The following is a 14,243-nucleotide window of genomic DNA, read 5'->3' as shown; positions in this document are numbered from 1 at the left end:
CAGCGTAAACGCATGTACTGAGCGGTGAAATTGCCGGACGCAGCGGTGCCTTATCCGGCTAACAAAAAACTACCAGCGTTTTGCCGCCTGCAGATCGCTCTCCCGGGCTTCAACCCAGCGGTCGCCTTCCGGCGTGGCTTCGCGCTTCCAGAACGGTGCGCGGGTTTTGAGATAATCCATAATAAACTGCCCGGCTTCAAACGCACTGCTGCGATGCGCACTGGTGACACCGACAAAAACGATTTCATCGCCCGGCCATAATTCCCCGATGCGGTGAATCACCGTGACGCGCCCCAGCGGCCAGCGGTTACGCGCTTCATCAACAATTTCTGCCAGTGCTTTTTCAGTCATCCCCGGATAGTGTTCGAGGGTTAATGCTTTGACGCTGTCGCCCAGGTTATGGTTGCGCACCTTTCCGGTGAAGGTGACTACCGCACCGTCTTCGTCACGCTCCGCCAGCCACGGGTACTCTTCTCCTACGCTGAACGGCTGCGGGCCGACAACAATTTTGGTTTCTGCCATCTTAACCTCCGGTTACCGGCGGGAAGAAAGCTACTTCGTCGCCGTCAGTCAGCGGATGGTCAAAACTCACCAGCGTCTGGTTGACGGCAGCCAGCAATTTGCCATCTTCCAGCGCCAGCGCCCAGCGATCGCTCTGCGCAGCCAGGTGCTGGCGTAACGCTTCAACGGTTGGGTAATCCGCAGCCACTTCGGTTGCATCTGTTCCCACCAACTCGCGCACCTGGGCGAAAAAAAGAACTTTAATCATCCGCTTCCACCTTAAAGTCACCCGACTTGCCGCCGCTCTTCGCCAGCAAACGTACCGGACCAATCACCATATCTTTTTGCACCGCTTTGCACATGTCATAAATGGTCAGCGCCGCCACGGAGGCCGCGGTTAACGCTTCCATTTCGACACCGGTTTTCCCGGTCAGGCGGCATAAGGTTTCTATACGCACCCGATTGTGCTCCGGCTCGGCCTGTAAATTGACTTCAACTTTGCTGAGCATCAGCGGGTGACACAGCGGGATCAGATCCCAAGTGCGTTTTGCCGCCTGAATACCGGCAATACGCGCAGTGGCAAATACGTCGCCTTTGTGGTGGCGACCATCAATAATCATCGCCAGCGTCTCGCTGCGCATGGTGACAAAGGCTTCCGCCCGCGCTTCACGCACGGTTTCCGCTTTGGCGGAGACATCCACCATGTGCGCTTCGCCAGCGGCGTTGATATGGGTCAGTTGCGACATACTTATTTCTTCAAATGTGGATGGAAATTACACGGACGCGTACGGGCATCCAGCTGCGGCGCGATGATATTTTCCCATGCGGTACGGCACGCTTTGGTCGAACCCGGCATGGCGAAAATCAGCGTTTTGTTAGCGACGCCCGCTACCGCACGAGATTGCAACGTGGAAGTGCCAATCTCTTCAAACGACAACATACGGAACACTTCACCAAAACCTTCAACCTCACGGTCGAACAACGGCAGCAGCGCTTCGGGAGCCTGATCACCTTCCGTCAGGCCAGTACCACCCGTAATCAATACCACTTGTACATCGTCGCTGGCGATCCACGCAGATACCTGAGCGCGAATAGCGTAGCGGTTTTCTTTCACTATGGCTTCATCGACAACGTGATGGCCCGCTTCTTGCGCCGAATCGCGCAGATAGTGACCGGAGGTATCGTCTTCTTCACCGCGACGATTAGAAACCGTAAGAATAGCAATACGGGTCGGGATAAATTCAGTGCTTACCTGACTCATCTGATCTCTCCTTTTGACGTTTTAGCCGCCAATGTACGATAAGTTTTGCGTAATACCGGTGTTGTTTTGATGCAGGAAATGGGTCTGTTTCTTCTCCCGCAGCGCCGCTGAAATACGCGCTTCCAGCGCCTGTTGCTGGGTATCGCCTTCCAGCAGATCGCGCAGGTTAACGCCGCCTTCACCAAACAGGCAGAGATGGAGTTTACCAATGGAGGAAACGCGCAGGCGGTTGCAAGTGGCGCAGAAGTCTTTTTCATACGGCATGATAAGGCCAATCTCTCCGGCGTAATCTGGATGGCAAAAGACTTGCGCGGGACCGTCGCTGCGTTGACGTAATTGGTGGATCCAGCCGCGACGCAGTAGCTCGTCACGCAGAACCTGACCAGAGATGTGATGCTTACGGAAGAGCTCGCTGCCCTCGCCCGTTTCCATCAGTTCGATGAAACGCAGCTGGATAGGGCGATGCTGGATCCAGTTCAGAAAGGTGTCGAGCTGGTGATGATTAACATCACGCATCAGCACGGTATTGACTTTGACCTTCTCAAAACCGGCCTCAAATGCAGCATCAATCCCTGCCATGACCTGGTTGAATTTATCCTGCCCGGTAATAGCGTGAAACTGGCGGGCGTCCAAACTGTCGACACTGACGTTAATGCCAGTAAGTCCCGCATCGCGCCAGTTCGCCACATCGCGTTCCAGACGGTAACCATTGGTGGTGACCGCAATCTGGCGGATAGCGTCGTTTTCCCGCACAGCGGCGATGATATCGGTAAAGTCGCGGCGTAAAGACGGCTCTCCTCCTGTCAGGCGCACTTTTTCGGTGCCCAGACTGGCGAAGGCGCGCGTAACCCGGCGAATTTCATCGACGGTAAGAAAGCCTTTATTGGTGACGCCGCTCGGTTTGTAGCCATCCGGCAGGCAGTAGGTGCAACGAAAGTTACACACATCGGTAATCGACAGGCGCAAGTAGTAAAACTTACGCGCAAATACATCAGTCAGTTGTGAAGCCATGTACACCTTTCCAGATACGGGAGGCGAAGTCATTTCTTCCTTCGCCCTGGTGGCAATCTTTACGAGCATTGTCACGGCCAAAGCACCGTATCAGTTGACCCAGGTGCAGAGGCTAGAGTGTTTAGTGGTTAAGCCGATACTAGCGTGTAAATGAGATTTTTACCATCCACACTTTCGCTATGTAATCATGTATATAGCGTCATGATCGTGCTATTTCGCTACAGAATAAGGGAAAATGGCGGTTTTACTTTGATATACATCATCAGGGAGGCATAGCGTGCATCGTCCTTTAGAGATAGAAGAAAATAGTTTGTATCCTCAATATTGGCAGGTTAATTGCTGTTTCCCCGCAATTTGCGCTACTGTAGCGCGGATAATCTGACTCCAGGAAACTATATGCGCAATCGTACGCTGGCTGATCTTGATCGTGTCGTTGCTCTCGGCGGAGGGCATGGACTGGGACGCGTTCTCTCATCACTTTCGTCTTTGGGTTCTCGTTTAACGGGTATCGTCACCACCACGGATAATGGTGGCTCGACGGGGCGTATTCGCCGTTCAGAAGGCGGCATTGCTTGGGGCGATATGCGCAACTGCCTCAACCAGCTGATAACGGAACCGAACGTCGCCTCCGCGATGTTTGAATACCGTTTTGGCGGCAATGGCGAACTTTCCGGTCATAATCTCGGAAACTTGATGTTAAAGGCGCTGGATCACCTTAGCGTGCGGCCTCTGGAAGCCATCAATTTAATTCGTAATCTGCTGAAAGTGGATACGCATTTGATTCCAATGTCAGAGCATCCTGTTGATCTGATGGCGATTGACGATCAGGGGCATGAAGTTTACGGCGAGGTCAATATCGACCAGTTAACTACGCCGATTCAAGAGTTATTGTTAACGCCTAATGTACCCGCAACGCGTGAGGCGGTTCACGCTATCAATGAAGCGGATCTCATCATTATTGGGCCTGGCAGTTTTTATACCAGCCTGATGCCAATTCTGCTGCTGAAGGAAATCGCCCAGGCATTACGCCGCACGCCAGCGCCGATGGTTTATATCGGCAATCTGGGGCGTGAGTTGAGTTTACCTGCGGCTAATTTGAAGCTGGAAAGCAAGCTGGCAATTATGGAGCAGTATGTTGGTAAAAAGGTCATTGATGCGGTCATCGTCGGGCCAAAAGTGGATGTCTCGGCGGTGAAAGAGCGGATTGTGATCCAGGAGGTACTGGAGGCCAGCGATATTCCGTATCGTCATGACCGCCAGTTGTTACATAACGCGCTGGAAAAGGCGTTACAGGCTTTAGGTTAACGGAAATCCGAAGGAAAATTCCGGCTTCCTATTGAAGACAAAGTGCGCGTTGTTTATGCCGGATGCGGCGTGAACGCCTTATCCGGCCTACAAACCGCGCAAATTCAATATATTGCGGAGAAAATGTAGGCCTGATAAGCGTAGCGCATCAGACTGTTTTCCGTTTGTCATCAGTCTTCTTCGCTATCCTGTTACGATGCGGCAATAAACAACTCACGCAACTGATGCAACTGGTCACGAATTTGTGCCGCTTCTTCGAACTCCAGATTCTGCGCGTGTTGCATCATCAGCCCTTCCAGTTCATGGATTTTCTGCTGCAACGCTTTCGGCAACATATCCATCGGCACATTATCCGGCTCAACAATCGGGCGCGATTTTCCTCTGCCCTTCGCTTTGGTTTTGGCAATGTTCTGCCCCAGCGCCAGGATATCGACCACTTTCTTGTTCAAGCCTTGCGGCGTAATGCCGTGTTCCTCGTTGTACTTCTGCTGTTTCTCACGGCGACGTTCGGTTTCGCCAATCGCTTTCGCCATTGATGGAGTGCTCCTATCGCCGTAGAGAATCGCTTTACCGTTAACGTTACGTGCCGCACGACCAATGGTCTGGATCAACGAACGTTCGGAACGCAGGAAGCCTTCTTTGTCAGCGTCGAGGATCGCCACCAGCGACACTTCCGGCATATCCAGACCTTCACGCAGTAAGTTGATCCCTACCAATACGTCGAACTCACCCAGACGCAAGTCGCGGATAATCTCCATACGCTCGACGGTGTCGATATCTGAGTGAAGATAACGCACGCGCTCACCGTGTTCTTCGAGATATTCGGTAAGATCTTCCGCCATTCGCTTGGTCAGTGTGGTGACCAGCACGCGTTCGTTAATTGCCGCTCGCTGACGAATCTCCGAAAGAAGATCATCAACCTGTGTCGCCACCGGCCGCACTTCGATAATCGGGTCAAGCAATCCGGTTGGACGCACCACCTGATCCACCACATCGCCGCCGGATTTTTCCAGCTCGTAATTACCCGGCGTCGCCGAAACATAGATGGTTTGCGGCGCTAATGCTTCGAACTCTTCAAACTTAAGCGGACGGTTATCCAGCGCTGATGGCAGGCGGAAGCCGTACTCCACCAGTGTCTCTTTACGCGCCCGGTCACCGCGATACATGCCGCCAATTTGTGGAATGGTGACGTGAGATTCATCGACGACCAGCAGCCCATCGGCAGGCAGGTAATCAAACAGCGTCGGCGGTGGCTCACCCGGTCCACGACCGGAGAGGAAGCGCGAGTAGTTTTCAATCCCCGAACAGTAGCCCAGCTCGTCCATCATCTCCAGATCAAACTGGGTACGCTGGGTCAGCCGCTGCTCTTCCAGCAGTTTGTTGTTTTCCAACAGCACTTTGCGTCTGGCGGCCAGTTCTTCTTTGATCTCCTCCATCGCCTGTACGATGCGCTCGCGCGGTGTGACGTAGTGCGTTTTCGGGTAGATGGTAAAACGTGGAATAGTGGAAACAATCTGCCCGGTCAGCGGGTCAAATAACGACAATCGTTCCACTTCCTCGTCAAACAGTTCCACGCGAAGTGCAATGTCATCCGATTCTGCCGGGAAGATATCTATCACCTCGCCACGAACGCGGAAAGTACCACGCTGGAATGCTTGATCATTACGAGCGTATTGCAGCTCCGCCAGTCGGCGCAGAATCGCGCGCTGATCGATAATCATACCGACCGTGAGATGGAGCATCATCTTGAGATATAAATCAGGATCGCCCAGACCATAAATCGCGGAAACAGACGCCACTACAATCACATCACGCCGCTCCAGCATCGCTTTGGTGGCGGACAAACGCATCTGCTCAATATGTTCGTTAACCGAGGCATCTTTCTCAATGAAGGTGTCGGAACTCGGTACATAGGCTTCCGGCTGATAGTAGTCGTAGTAGGAGACGAAATACTCCACCGCGTTTTCCGGGAAGAACTCTTTCATTTCGCCATACAGCTGGGCCGCCAGCGTTTTGTTGGGCGCAAGTACCATGGTTGGGCGCTGAAGGTCAGCAATGACATTGGCAATGGTGAAGGTTTTCCCGGAGCCAGTCACGCCAAGTAACGTCTGGTGCGCCAGGCCATCTTCCAGCCCCTCTTCGAGACGTCGAATCGCCTCTGGCTGATCGCCAGAAGGTTTAAAAGCGGAATTCAGTTTGAACGGTTTACTCATGAGTCGCTACCTGAAGGAGTTGGGCGGGCAGGTATGTAATTTTACTCGTCGTACTTAATTATGCCAACAAATTATACTGGATAAAAAAACAGTTCATCACCATAATATTTCTGATACAGCGTAAACTCCGCTGTCAATCATGAGCAAAATTTACTCTGTGGCGAGATAAAACTCCAGCCTTACCGGGTTATCCCCAAAGCAACGGCTTTTTTAACATTTGTCAAGATGAGTGATGACAGTTTTATGGCAAGAGATGCCTGTTCAGTGACTGCCATTGCATTTATCTAACCAGTTAAAAAATAAAAGATATTTCTTTGAGCCGTCTTTAACGCCAATTCGCGTGCAAGCCGCGTATTCTCTCGCTTGCCTCGTGTTTTCTAACTCTAATACACATGGTTATCCACAGGAATAGTGGATAACTGTCTCCAGCCCCTATCCCCCGCCGCCTGGGCAATTCCCACATTCGCCGCATGAGGCGGAAGTAAAATTTTTTTCGTGATTATTTTAGAATTTAATTGGTTAAATTGCAGTCAATCGAAGACGCGATCTCGCTCGCAATTTAACCAAATACAGAATGGCTACAACAAGGCAAGGTTTATGTACTTTCCGGTTGCCGCATTTTCTGGATTTTCTGCAAGCCAGGGGATCTCTCCCAGCAGCGGCGCGGGAATCATGCGGGTGAGCGTGGTCATATATTCAGCGTGACGTTTTCCCGGAGGCGTAACATCGTTCGCCACCCAACCCGCCAGAGTCAGTCCGGCGTGTTGTATTGCCTGCGCAGTCAACATCGCGTGATTAATACAGCCGAGTTTCACACCAACTACCAGTATCACCGGCAGTTGTTCCTGTGTTACCCAATCTGCAAAAGTGAAAGTGTCAGAAAGCGGCGTAAACCAGCCGCCAGCACCTTCCACTAACACCCAGTCAGCCTGTTGTTCAAGCGCGCGTAATCCGGCGCTCATTACCAATGATTCTATCGGCCTGCCCTCTTGGGCGCTGATGATGTGCGGCGAGGTGGATTCTGCGAAGGTGTAAGGATTTACCGTTGCGTAATCCAGCTGCAGGCTGCTGTTGTGCTGTAACGCCAGCGCGTCACTATTACGTAAGCCTTCCGGGGTCTTTTCGCTGCCAGAGGCGACCGGTTTATAACCTGCCGTCCGATAACCTACTGCCTTCGCGGCTTGTAAAAGTGCACAACTGGCGACGGTTTTCCCCACTTCGGTATCCGTTCCGGTGACAAAATAACGTTTACTCACGAGCAATCACTCCCAAAAAAAGATGATACGTCAGAGGATATCGCCCCTGTTGTTGCGGCCAGGCCAGTTGCAATCGCTGCAACTGCGAACGCGTTAATATTCGCGGGTCGCGCCCTTCATGAAGATGCGTAGCACCGATGCCTTTCAGCGAACGCATGGCACTGAGCGCATCATCAAACCATAGTGTGATGAGCTGAATATGATGTTGATAACGCACGCCGTTCAGCGACTCTTCGATTTCATCTGGCGGTAAAAAGCGATTAGCATGCGGACGCTCGTCCACCGCCTGCCGCGCCTGATGCAGTTCGGGTAACGATCCCTGCACCAGCGTGGTAAACGCGACCACGCCTCCGGGGCGCACCACCCGATACAGCTCGCGGAGTGCCGTGGATAAATTACCGCACCACTGCACCGCGAGATTGCTCCATGCAAGATCGAACGTCGCAGTCGCTAACGGCAGGGATTCGATATCTCCTGCCAGATAATGATCTGCGGCATCTTTATGGCGGGCTTGCGCAAGCATTGGCGGCGAGAGATCTAACGCCGTCACCTGCGCGTGACGTTCCCGCCAGTGGCGGCTCATCCAGCCAGGTCCACAACCCGCGTCCAGTACGTGGGTGTATTTACGCTGTGGAAGCATTGCCAGTAAGGCGTCAGCACTCTGGCGCTGTAGATCTGCATGTTGCTCATAGTGTGCGGCTGCCCGACCAAATGCCGCTGCAATGGCTTGTTTATTAACCGTTGCCATGCAGCACCTCCAGCAGACGGTCGATATCCTGCATTTCATGCGCAGCGGTTAGCGTTAAGCGCAGTCGCGCAGTACCAGCGGGTACGGTTGGCGGGCGAATCGCCGTGACCCAGCAGCCTTGCTGGCGCAGTTTTTCTGCCAGTTGTAACGCACGGCTGTTATCACCGACGATCAATGGCTGGATGGCGCTGCATGAATCAGCCAGCGTAAACGGCAAATCCTGTACTCCGGCACGAAAACGCGCAATGAGTGACACCAGTTTTTCGCGCCGTGCATCCCCCTCATCACGGCGAATGACCGCCAGCGACGCACGTAATGCCTGCGCCTGAGCGGGCGGCATACTGGTGCTGTAGATAAGGTGGCGGGCGAATTGCAGCAGATAATCCGCCACCGTACTTGAGCAAAGCACCGCAGCCCCACTGACGCCAAATCCTTTGCCAAAAGTCACTACCAGCAATTCTGGTTTTACCTTTTGCAGCCAGCAGCTGCCGCGCCCCTGCTCCCCGATAACGCCCGTGCCGTGGGCATCATCGACCATCAACCAGCCATTGTGCTGTTGCGTTACCTGCTGGATTTCCGCCAGTGGCGCGCTATCGCCGTCCATGCTGAACACGCCTTCTGTCACCACCAGTTGCTGCCCCGGACAGGGGGAAGCAAGCAGTCGCGCCAGATGAGCGACATCGTTATGAGTAAAACGGCGAAGCTGCGACGGGCTTAAACTGGCAGCCTCCAGCAATGAGGCATGGCTAAGCCGGTCGGCAACAATACGGTCCTCTTTCGCCATCATCGCGGCAATGACTGCCTGATTCGCGGCAAAACCAGAGATAAACAGCAGCGCCCGCGAATAGCCAAGCCACTCGGCCAGTTCTTCTTCCAGCGCCTGATGCACCACGCTATAACCGCTGACGTGACCGGAGCCGCCGCTACCGATGCCAAATTGCTCCGCCCCCTGCTTCCAGGCACGGATAATTTGCGGATGATGGCTTAAACCTAAATAATCGTTACTGGAAAAGTTCAGATACTGGCGATCATCCGCCACCAGCCAGCGTCCGGCTCCTTGCGCCACCGGATAACGGCGACGCAGGGCATCGGCAGCACGCCGCGCATCGAGCGCCGCGTTGATTTTCTCCTGCCAGCTCATAATGCTGCCGCGTTGTAATATTCGTCGGTGTCCGGGGTCATCAGCGCCTGTCCAAGACGTTGCTGTTGTTCGTTATCCCCTGCCAGCACGGCAGTTTGCTGCGGATTTAGCCCCAGTTTGCGGAACAGTTGCAGGTCTTTATCTTCTTCCGGATTCGGCGTGGTCAGCAGTTTGCAACCGTAGAAAATCGAGTTTGCGCCTGCCATAAAGCACATCGCCTGAGTCTGTTCGTTCATCTGCTCGCGTCCGGCAGAAAGGCGCACGTAAGAGGTCGGCATCATGATCCGCGCTACGGCAATGGTGCGAATAAAATCAAAGGCATCAACGTCATCGTTATCGGCAAGCGGCGTGCCTTTCACCTTCACCAGCATGTTGATTGGTACGCTTTCCGGCGGCGTCGGCAGGTTTGCCAGTTGCAGCAATAATCCGGCGCGATCTTTTACCGTTTCGCCTAAGCCCACAATGCCACCTGAGCAGACTTTGATCCCGGCATCGCGCACTTTTTCCAGCGTATCGAGGCGTTCCTGATAAGTGCGTGTGGTGATGATATTGCCGTAAAACTCCGGCGAGGTGTCCAGGTTGTGGTTGTAGTAATCCAGCCCGGCGTTCGCGAGGCGCTGCGCCTGAGATTCACTCAACGTGCCCAGCGTCATACACGCCTCCAGCCCCATCGCTTTTACCCCCTGCACCATTTGTTCCAGGTACGGCATATCGCGTTCGTGGGGATTCTTCCATGCCGCGCCCATACAGAAGCGCGTCGATCCTGCCGCTTTCGCTTTGCGCGCCGACTCCAGCACCTGTTCAACTTCCATCAACCGCTCGGCTTCCAGCCCGGTTTTGTAGCGCGAGCTTTGCGGGCAGTATTTGCAATCTTCCGGACAAGCTCCGGTCTTAATCGACAGCAACGTGCTGACCTGCACCTGACGAGGTTCGAAATGCTGGCGATGCACCTGCTGCGCTTCAAACAGCAGATCCAGCAACGGTTTTTCAAATAATTCTGTGACTTGCGACAATGTCCAGCGTGGGCGGTGAGCCATGGGGCTTCTCCAAAACGTGTTTTTTGTTGTTAATTCGGTGTAGGCTTGTAAACCTAAATCTTTTCAATTTGGTTTACAAGTCGATTATGACAACGGACGATCTTGCCTTTGACCAACGCCATATCTGGCACCCATACACATCCATGACCTCCCCTCTGCCGGTTTATCCGGTGGCGAGCGCCGAAGGTTGCGAGCTAATTTTGTCTGACGGCAGACGCCTGGTTGACGGTATGTCGTCCTGGTGGGCGGCGATCCACGGCTACAATCACCCGCAGCTTAATGCGGCGATGAAGACGCAAATTGATGCCATGTCGCATGTGATGTTTGGCGGTATCACCCATGCGCCCGCCATCGAGCTATGCCGCAAACTGGTGGCAATGACGCCGCAACCGCTGGAGTGCGTTTTTCTCGCGGACTCCGGTTCCGTAGCGGTGGAAGTGGCGATGAAAATGGCGTTGCAGTACTGGCAAGCCAAAGGCGAAGCGCGCCAGCGTTTTCTGACCTTCCGCAATGGTTATCATGGCGATACCTTTGGCGCGATGTCGGTGTGCGATCCGGACAACTCAATGCACAGCCTGTGGAAAGGCTATCTGCCAGAAAACTTGTTTGCTCCCGCCCCGCAAAGCCGCATGGATGGTGAATGGGATGAACGCGATATGGTTGGTTTTGCCCGCCTGATGGCGGCGCATCGTCATGAAATCGCAGCGGTGATCATTGAGCCGATTGTCCAGGGCGCAGGCGGGATGCGCATGTACCATCCGGAATGGTTAAAACGAATCCGCAAAATGTGCGATCGCGAAGGTATCTTGCTGATTGCCGACGAGATCGCCACCGGATTTGGTCGTACCGGCAAACTGTTTGCCTGTGAATATGCAGAAATCGCGCCGGACATTTTGTGCCTCGGTAAAGCCTTAACCGGCGGCACAATGACCCTTTCCGCCACACTTACCACGCGCGAGGTTGCAGAAACCATCAGTAACGGCGAAGCCGGCTGCTTTATGCATGGGCCAACTTTTATGGGCAATCCGCTGGCCTGCGCGGCAGCAAACGCCAGCCTAGCGATTATCGAATCCGGCGAATGGCAGCAGCAGGTGGCGGCTATTGAAGTGCAGCTGCGCGAGCAACTGGCACCAGCCCGTGATGCCGAAATGGTTGCCGATGTGCGCGTACTGGGGGCAATCGGTGTGGTCGAAACCACTCGTCCGGTGAATATGGCGGCGCTGCAAAAATTCTTTGTCGAACAGGGGGTATGGATCCGGCCTTTTGGCAAACTGATTTACCTGATGCCGCCCTATATTATTCTCCCGCAACAGTTGCAGCGTCTGACCGCAGCGGTTAACCGCGCGGTACAGGATGAAACATTTTTTTGCCAATAACGGGAAGTCAGCGTGAGGGTTTCTGGCTACACTTTCTGCAAACAAGAAAGGAGGGTTCATGAAACTCATCAGTAACGATCTGCGCGATGGCGATAAGTTGCCGCATCGTCATGTCTTTAACGGCATGGGTTACGATGGCGATAATATTTCACCGCATCTGGCGTGGGATGATGTTCCTGCGGGAACGAAAAGTTTTGTTGTCACCTGCTACGACCCGGATGCGCCAACCGGCTCCGGCTGGTGGCACTGGGTAGTTGTTAATTTACCCGCTGATACCCGCGTATTACCGCAAGGGTTTGGCTCTGGTCTGGTAGCAATGCCAGACGGCGTTTTGCAGACGCGTACCGATTTTGGTAAAACCGGATACGATGGCGCAGCGCCGCCGAAAGGCGAAACCCATCGCTACATTTTTACCGTTCACGCGCTGGATGTAGAGCGTATTGATGTCGATGAAGGAGCCAGCGGCGCGATGGTCGGGTTTAACGTTCATTTCCACTCTCTGGCAAGCGCATCGATTACCGCGATGTTTAGTTAATCACTCTGCCAGATGGCGCAATGCCATCTGGTATCACTTAAAGGTATTAAAAACAACTTTTTGTCTTTTTACCTTCCCGTTTCGCTCAAGTTAGTATAAAAAAGCTGACCGAGAAACAGTAAAAATCATTAATATCAATGCATTATAATACATTTAGCTTAAAAAATAGACTGCATAATACTGCAAAACACAACATATCCAGTCACTATGAATCAACCACTTAGATGGTATTAGTGACCTGATACAGAGCATTAGCGCAAGGTGATTTTTTGTCCTCTTGCGCTAATTTTTTGTCAACGCACTGGGTTAGCTGAATTTACAACCATGCTCAGTATCTCGATAAGCGCAGAGAAATGATGCTGTGGTGGGCAGACTACTGGCTTGATGAAAAGGTAGGGCGACCAACCGCGTTTTTTCAGTTCAGTCAGCACATTGAGCCAGAACTTCACCCCTTCATTTTCGGCCAGCCACATCCCCAACAGTTCTTCCTGTTCTTAACTATTTACAGGCGCGTTTTTTTAAAGAATCCTCACTCCATTTGCACGAATATATTAATATATAAACAATGAGGATCAATAATAAATGAAACCTGCCCACAATCCTTCTTTTTTCCGCTCCTTTTGTGGTTTAGGATGTATATCCCGTTTATCCGTAGAAGAGCAAAATATCACGGATTATCACCGCATCTGGGATAACTGGGCCAAGGAAGGTGCTGCAACAGAAGACCGAACACAGGCAGTTCGATTACTGAAAATATGTCTGGCTTTTCAAGAGCCAGCCCTCAATTTAAGTTTACTCAGATTACGCTCTCTCCCATACCTGCCCCCGCACATACAAGAACTTAACATCTCTAGCAATGAGCTACGCTCTCTGCCAGAACTCCCTCCGTCCTTAACTGTACTTAAAGCCAGCGATAACAGACTGAGCAGGCTCCCGGCTCTTCCGCCTCACCTGGTCGCTCTTGATGTTTCACTTAACAGAGTTTTAACATGTTTGCCTTCTCTTCCATCTTCCTTGCAGTCACTCTCAGCCCTTCTCAATAGCCTGGAGACGCTACCTGATCTTCCCCCGGCTCTACAAAAACTTTCTGTTGGCAACAACCAGCTTACTGCCTTACCAGAATTACCATGTGAACTACAGGAACTAAGTGCTTTTGATAACAGATTACAAGAGCTACCGCCCCTTCCTCAAAATCTGAGGCTTTTAAACGTTGGGGAAAACCAACTACACAGACTGCCCGAACTTCCACAACGTCTGCAATCACTATATATCCCTAACAATCAGCTGAACACATTGCCAGACAGTATCATGAATCTGCACATTTATGCAGATGTTAATATTTATAACAATCCATTGTCGACTCGCACTCTGCAAGCCCTGCAAAGATTAACCTCTTCGCCGGACTACCACGGCCCACGGATTTACTTCTCCATGAGTGACGGACAACAGAATACACTCCATCGCCCCCTGGCTGATGCCGTGACAGCATGGTTCCCGGAAAACAAACAATCTGATGTATCACAGATATGGCATGCTTTTGAACATGAAGAGCACGCCAACACCTTTTCCGCGTTCCTTGACCGCCTTTCCGATACCGTCTCTGCACGCAATACCTCCGGATTCCGTGAACAGGTCGCTGCATGGCTGGAAAAACTCAGTGCCTCTGCGGAGCTTCGACAGCAGTCTTTCGCTGTTGCTGCTGATGCCACTGAGAGCTGTGAGGACCGTGTCGCGCTCACATGGAACAATCTCCGGAAAACCCTCCTGGTCCATCAGGCATCAGAAGGCCTTTTCGATAATGATACCGGCGCTCTGCTCTCCCTGGGCAGGGAAATGTTCCGCCTCGAAATTCTGGAGGA

At 52.6% G+C, this 14,243-nt stretch carries 14 protein-coding genes, 2 pseudogenes and 1 riboswitch; of the genes and pseudogenes, 5 read left to right on the top strand and 11 right to left on the bottom strand.

Annotated elements, in window-relative coordinates:
- Positions 1-69: 69 nt before the first annotated feature.
- The 5 genes from moaE to moaA all read right to left on the bottom strand — a co-directional run bounded on the left by moaE (position 70) and on the right by moaA (position 2,773).
- A complete protein-coding gene (gene moaE, locus ABZJ92_RS10305; RefSeq protein WP_000852286.1) occupies positions 70-522 on the bottom strand; it encodes a molybdopterin synthase catalytic subunit MoaE in 453 nt (150 codons plus the stop codon).
- A gap of 1 nt (position 523) precedes the next feature.
- On the bottom strand, positions 524-769 hold the full coding sequence (gene moaD, locus ABZJ92_RS10300; protein WP_000598624.1) for a molybdopterin synthase sulfur carrier subunit: 246 nt from the start codon (positions 767-769) through the stop codon (positions 524-526).
- Positions 762-1,247: a cyclic pyranopterin monophosphate synthase MoaC gene (moaC, locus tag ABZJ92_RS10295; protein WP_000080885.1), complete on the bottom strand. Its 486-nt coding sequence runs from the start codon at positions 1,245-1,247 to the stop codon at positions 762-764. The genes moaD and moaC overlap by 8 nt, the downstream gene beginning before the upstream one ends.
- A gap of 2 nt (positions 1,248-1,249) precedes the next feature.
- The gene (moaB, locus tag ABZJ92_RS10290; RefSeq protein WP_000084630.1) at positions 1,250-1,762 is read right to left on the bottom strand and encodes a molybdenum cofactor biosynthesis protein B; all 513 of its coding nucleotides are present in this window, start codon (positions 1,760-1,762) and stop codon (positions 1,250-1,252) included.
- Positions 1,763-1,783: 21 nt separating this feature from the next.
- Positions 1,784-2,773: a GTP 3',8-cyclase MoaA gene (gene moaA / locus ABZJ92_RS10285; protein WP_005048531.1), complete on the bottom strand. Its 990-nt coding sequence runs from the start codon at positions 2,771-2,773 to the stop codon at positions 1,784-1,786.
- Positions 2,761-2,905: riboswitch (molybdenum cofactor riboswitch) on the bottom strand. Its footprint overlaps the gene before it by 13 nt.
- A gap of 264 nt (positions 2,906-3,169) precedes the next feature.
- Between moaA and yvcK the strand changes: the two genes are divergently transcribed.
- Positions 3,170-4,078, top strand: a complete 909-nt coding sequence (yvcK, locus tag ABZJ92_RS10280) for a uridine diphosphate-N-acetylglucosamine-binding protein YvcK (RefSeq protein WP_005048534.1) — start codon at positions 3,170-3,172, stop codon at positions 4,076-4,078.
- A gap of 191 nt (positions 4,079-4,269) precedes the next feature.
- On the opposite strand, the gene uvrB is transcribed toward yvcK, so the two are convergent.
- The 5 genes from uvrB to bioB form a co-directional block, all read right to left on the bottom strand.
- Positions 4,270-6,291, bottom strand: a complete 2,022-nt coding sequence (gene uvrB, locus ABZJ92_RS10275; protein WP_000042516.1) for an excinuclease ABC subunit UvrB — start codon at positions 6,289-6,291, stop codon at positions 4,270-4,272.
- Between the two features lie 578 nt (positions 6,292-6,869).
- The gene (gene bioD / locus ABZJ92_RS10270; protein WP_000044878.1) at positions 6,870-7,547 is read right to left on the bottom strand and encodes a dethiobiotin synthase; all 678 of its coding nucleotides are present in this window, start codon (positions 7,545-7,547) and stop codon (positions 6,870-6,872) included.
- Positions 7,540-8,295, bottom strand: a complete 756-nt coding sequence (gene bioC, locus ABZJ92_RS10265; protein WP_000246759.1) for a malonyl-ACP O-methyltransferase BioC — start codon at positions 8,293-8,295, stop codon at positions 7,540-7,542. The genes bioD and bioC overlap by 8 nt, the downstream gene beginning before the upstream one ends.
- Positions 8,282-9,436: an 8-amino-7-oxononanoate synthase gene (gene bioF / locus ABZJ92_RS10260; RefSeq protein ID WP_000118810.1), complete on the bottom strand. Its 1,155-nt coding sequence runs from the start codon at positions 9,434-9,436 to the stop codon at positions 8,282-8,284. Before bioF ends, bioC begins: the two co-directional genes overlap by 14 nt.
- Positions 9,433-10,473, bottom strand: a complete 1,041-nt coding sequence (gene bioB / locus ABZJ92_RS10255) for a biotin synthase BioB (protein WP_000951226.1) — start codon at positions 10,471-10,473, stop codon at positions 9,433-9,435. The genes bioF and bioB overlap by 4 nt, the downstream gene beginning before the upstream one ends.
- An 86-nt stretch (positions 10,474-10,559) precedes the next feature.
- Between bioB and bioA the strand changes: the two genes are divergently transcribed.
- The 3 genes and pseudogenes from bioA to ABZJ92_RS10240 all read left to right on the top strand — a co-directional run.
- Positions 10,560-11,849 carry an adenosylmethionine--8-amino-7-oxononanoate transaminase gene (bioA, locus tag ABZJ92_RS10250; protein WP_005048541.1) on the top strand — a complete coding sequence of 430 codons (1,290 nt, stop codon included), beginning with the start codon at positions 10,560-10,562 and terminating at the stop codon, positions 11,847-11,849.
- A gap of 58 nt (positions 11,850-11,907) precedes the next feature.
- Positions 11,908-12,384 carry a kinase inhibitor gene (locus tag ABZJ92_RS10245; RefSeq protein ID WP_000767391.1) on the top strand — a complete coding sequence of 159 codons (477 nt, stop codon included), beginning with the start codon at positions 11,908-11,910 and terminating at the stop codon, positions 12,382-12,384.
- 314 nt (positions 12,385-12,698) lie between these two features.
- Positions 12,699-12,782 (top strand): annotated as a pseudogene (locus ABZJ92_RS10240) (hypothetical protein); the annotation flags it as partial.
- 6 nt (positions 12,783-12,788) lie between these two features.
- Here ABZJ92_RS10240 and ABZJ92_RS10235 read toward each other — a convergent pair.
- A pseudogene (locus ABZJ92_RS10235) lies at positions 12,789-12,875 on the bottom strand (transposase); the annotation flags it as partial.
- Between the two features lie 91 nt (positions 12,876-12,966).
- Between ABZJ92_RS10235 and ipaHa the strand changes: the two are divergent.
- The coding region (ipaHa, locus tag ABZJ92_RS10230; RefSeq protein WP_152029266.1) for a T3SS effector E3 ubiquitin-protein ligase IpaHa at positions 12,967-14,243 on the top strand (1,277 nt) is incomplete at its 3' end.

Source organism: Shigella sp. FJ200513 (assembly GCF_040495915.1).
GTDB lineage: Bacteria > Pseudomonadota > Gammaproteobacteria > Enterobacterales > Enterobacteriaceae > ECMA0423.
This window is presented reverse-complemented; position numbering and strand designations above follow the sequence as displayed.

Excerpts from the sequence above, each read along its gene's own strand:
- bioA (WP_005048541.1), top strand. The coding sequence starts at position 10,560 with ATGACAACGGACGATCTTGCCTTTGACCAACGCCATATCTGGCACCCA.
- moaE (WP_000852286.1), bottom strand. The coding sequence starts at position 522 with ATGGCAGAAACCAAAATTGTTGTCGGCCCGCAGCCGTTCAGCGTAGGA.
- bioC (WP_000246759.1), bottom strand. The coding sequence starts at position 8,295 with ATGGCAACGGTTAATAAACAAGCCATTGCAGCGGCATTTGGTCGGGCA.
- moaA (WP_005048531.1), bottom strand. The coding sequence starts at position 2,773 with ATGGCTTCACAACTGACTGATGTATTTGCGCGTAAGTTTTACTACTTG.
- bioB (WP_000951226.1), bottom strand. The coding sequence starts at position 10,473 with ATGGCTCACCGCCCACGCTGGACATTGTCGCAAGTCACAGAATTATTT.
- yvcK (WP_005048534.1), top strand. The coding sequence starts at position 3,170 with ATGCGCAATCGTACGCTGGCTGATCTTGATCGTGTCGTTGCTCTCGGC.
- moaD (WP_000598624.1), bottom strand. The coding sequence starts at position 769 with ATGATTAAAGTTCTTTTTTTCGCCCAGGTGCGCGAGTTGGTGGGAACA.
- bioF (WP_000118810.1), bottom strand. The coding sequence starts at position 9,436 with ATGAGCTGGCAGGAGAAAATCAACGCGGCGCTCGATGCGCGGCGTGCT.
- moaC (WP_000080885.1), bottom strand. The coding sequence starts at position 1,247 with ATGTCGCAACTGACCCATATCAACGCCGCTGGCGAAGCGCACATGGTG.
- moaB (WP_000084630.1), bottom strand. The coding sequence starts at position 1,762 with ATGAGTCAGGTAAGCACTGAATTTATCCCGACCCGTATTGCTATTCTT.
- ABZJ92_RS10245 (WP_000767391.1), top strand. The coding sequence starts at position 11,908 with ATGAAACTCATCAGTAACGATCTGCGCGATGGCGATAAGTTGCCGCAT.
- uvrB (WP_000042516.1), bottom strand. The coding sequence starts at position 6,291 with ATGAGTAAACCGTTCAAACTGAATTCCGCTTTTAAACCTTCTGGCGAT.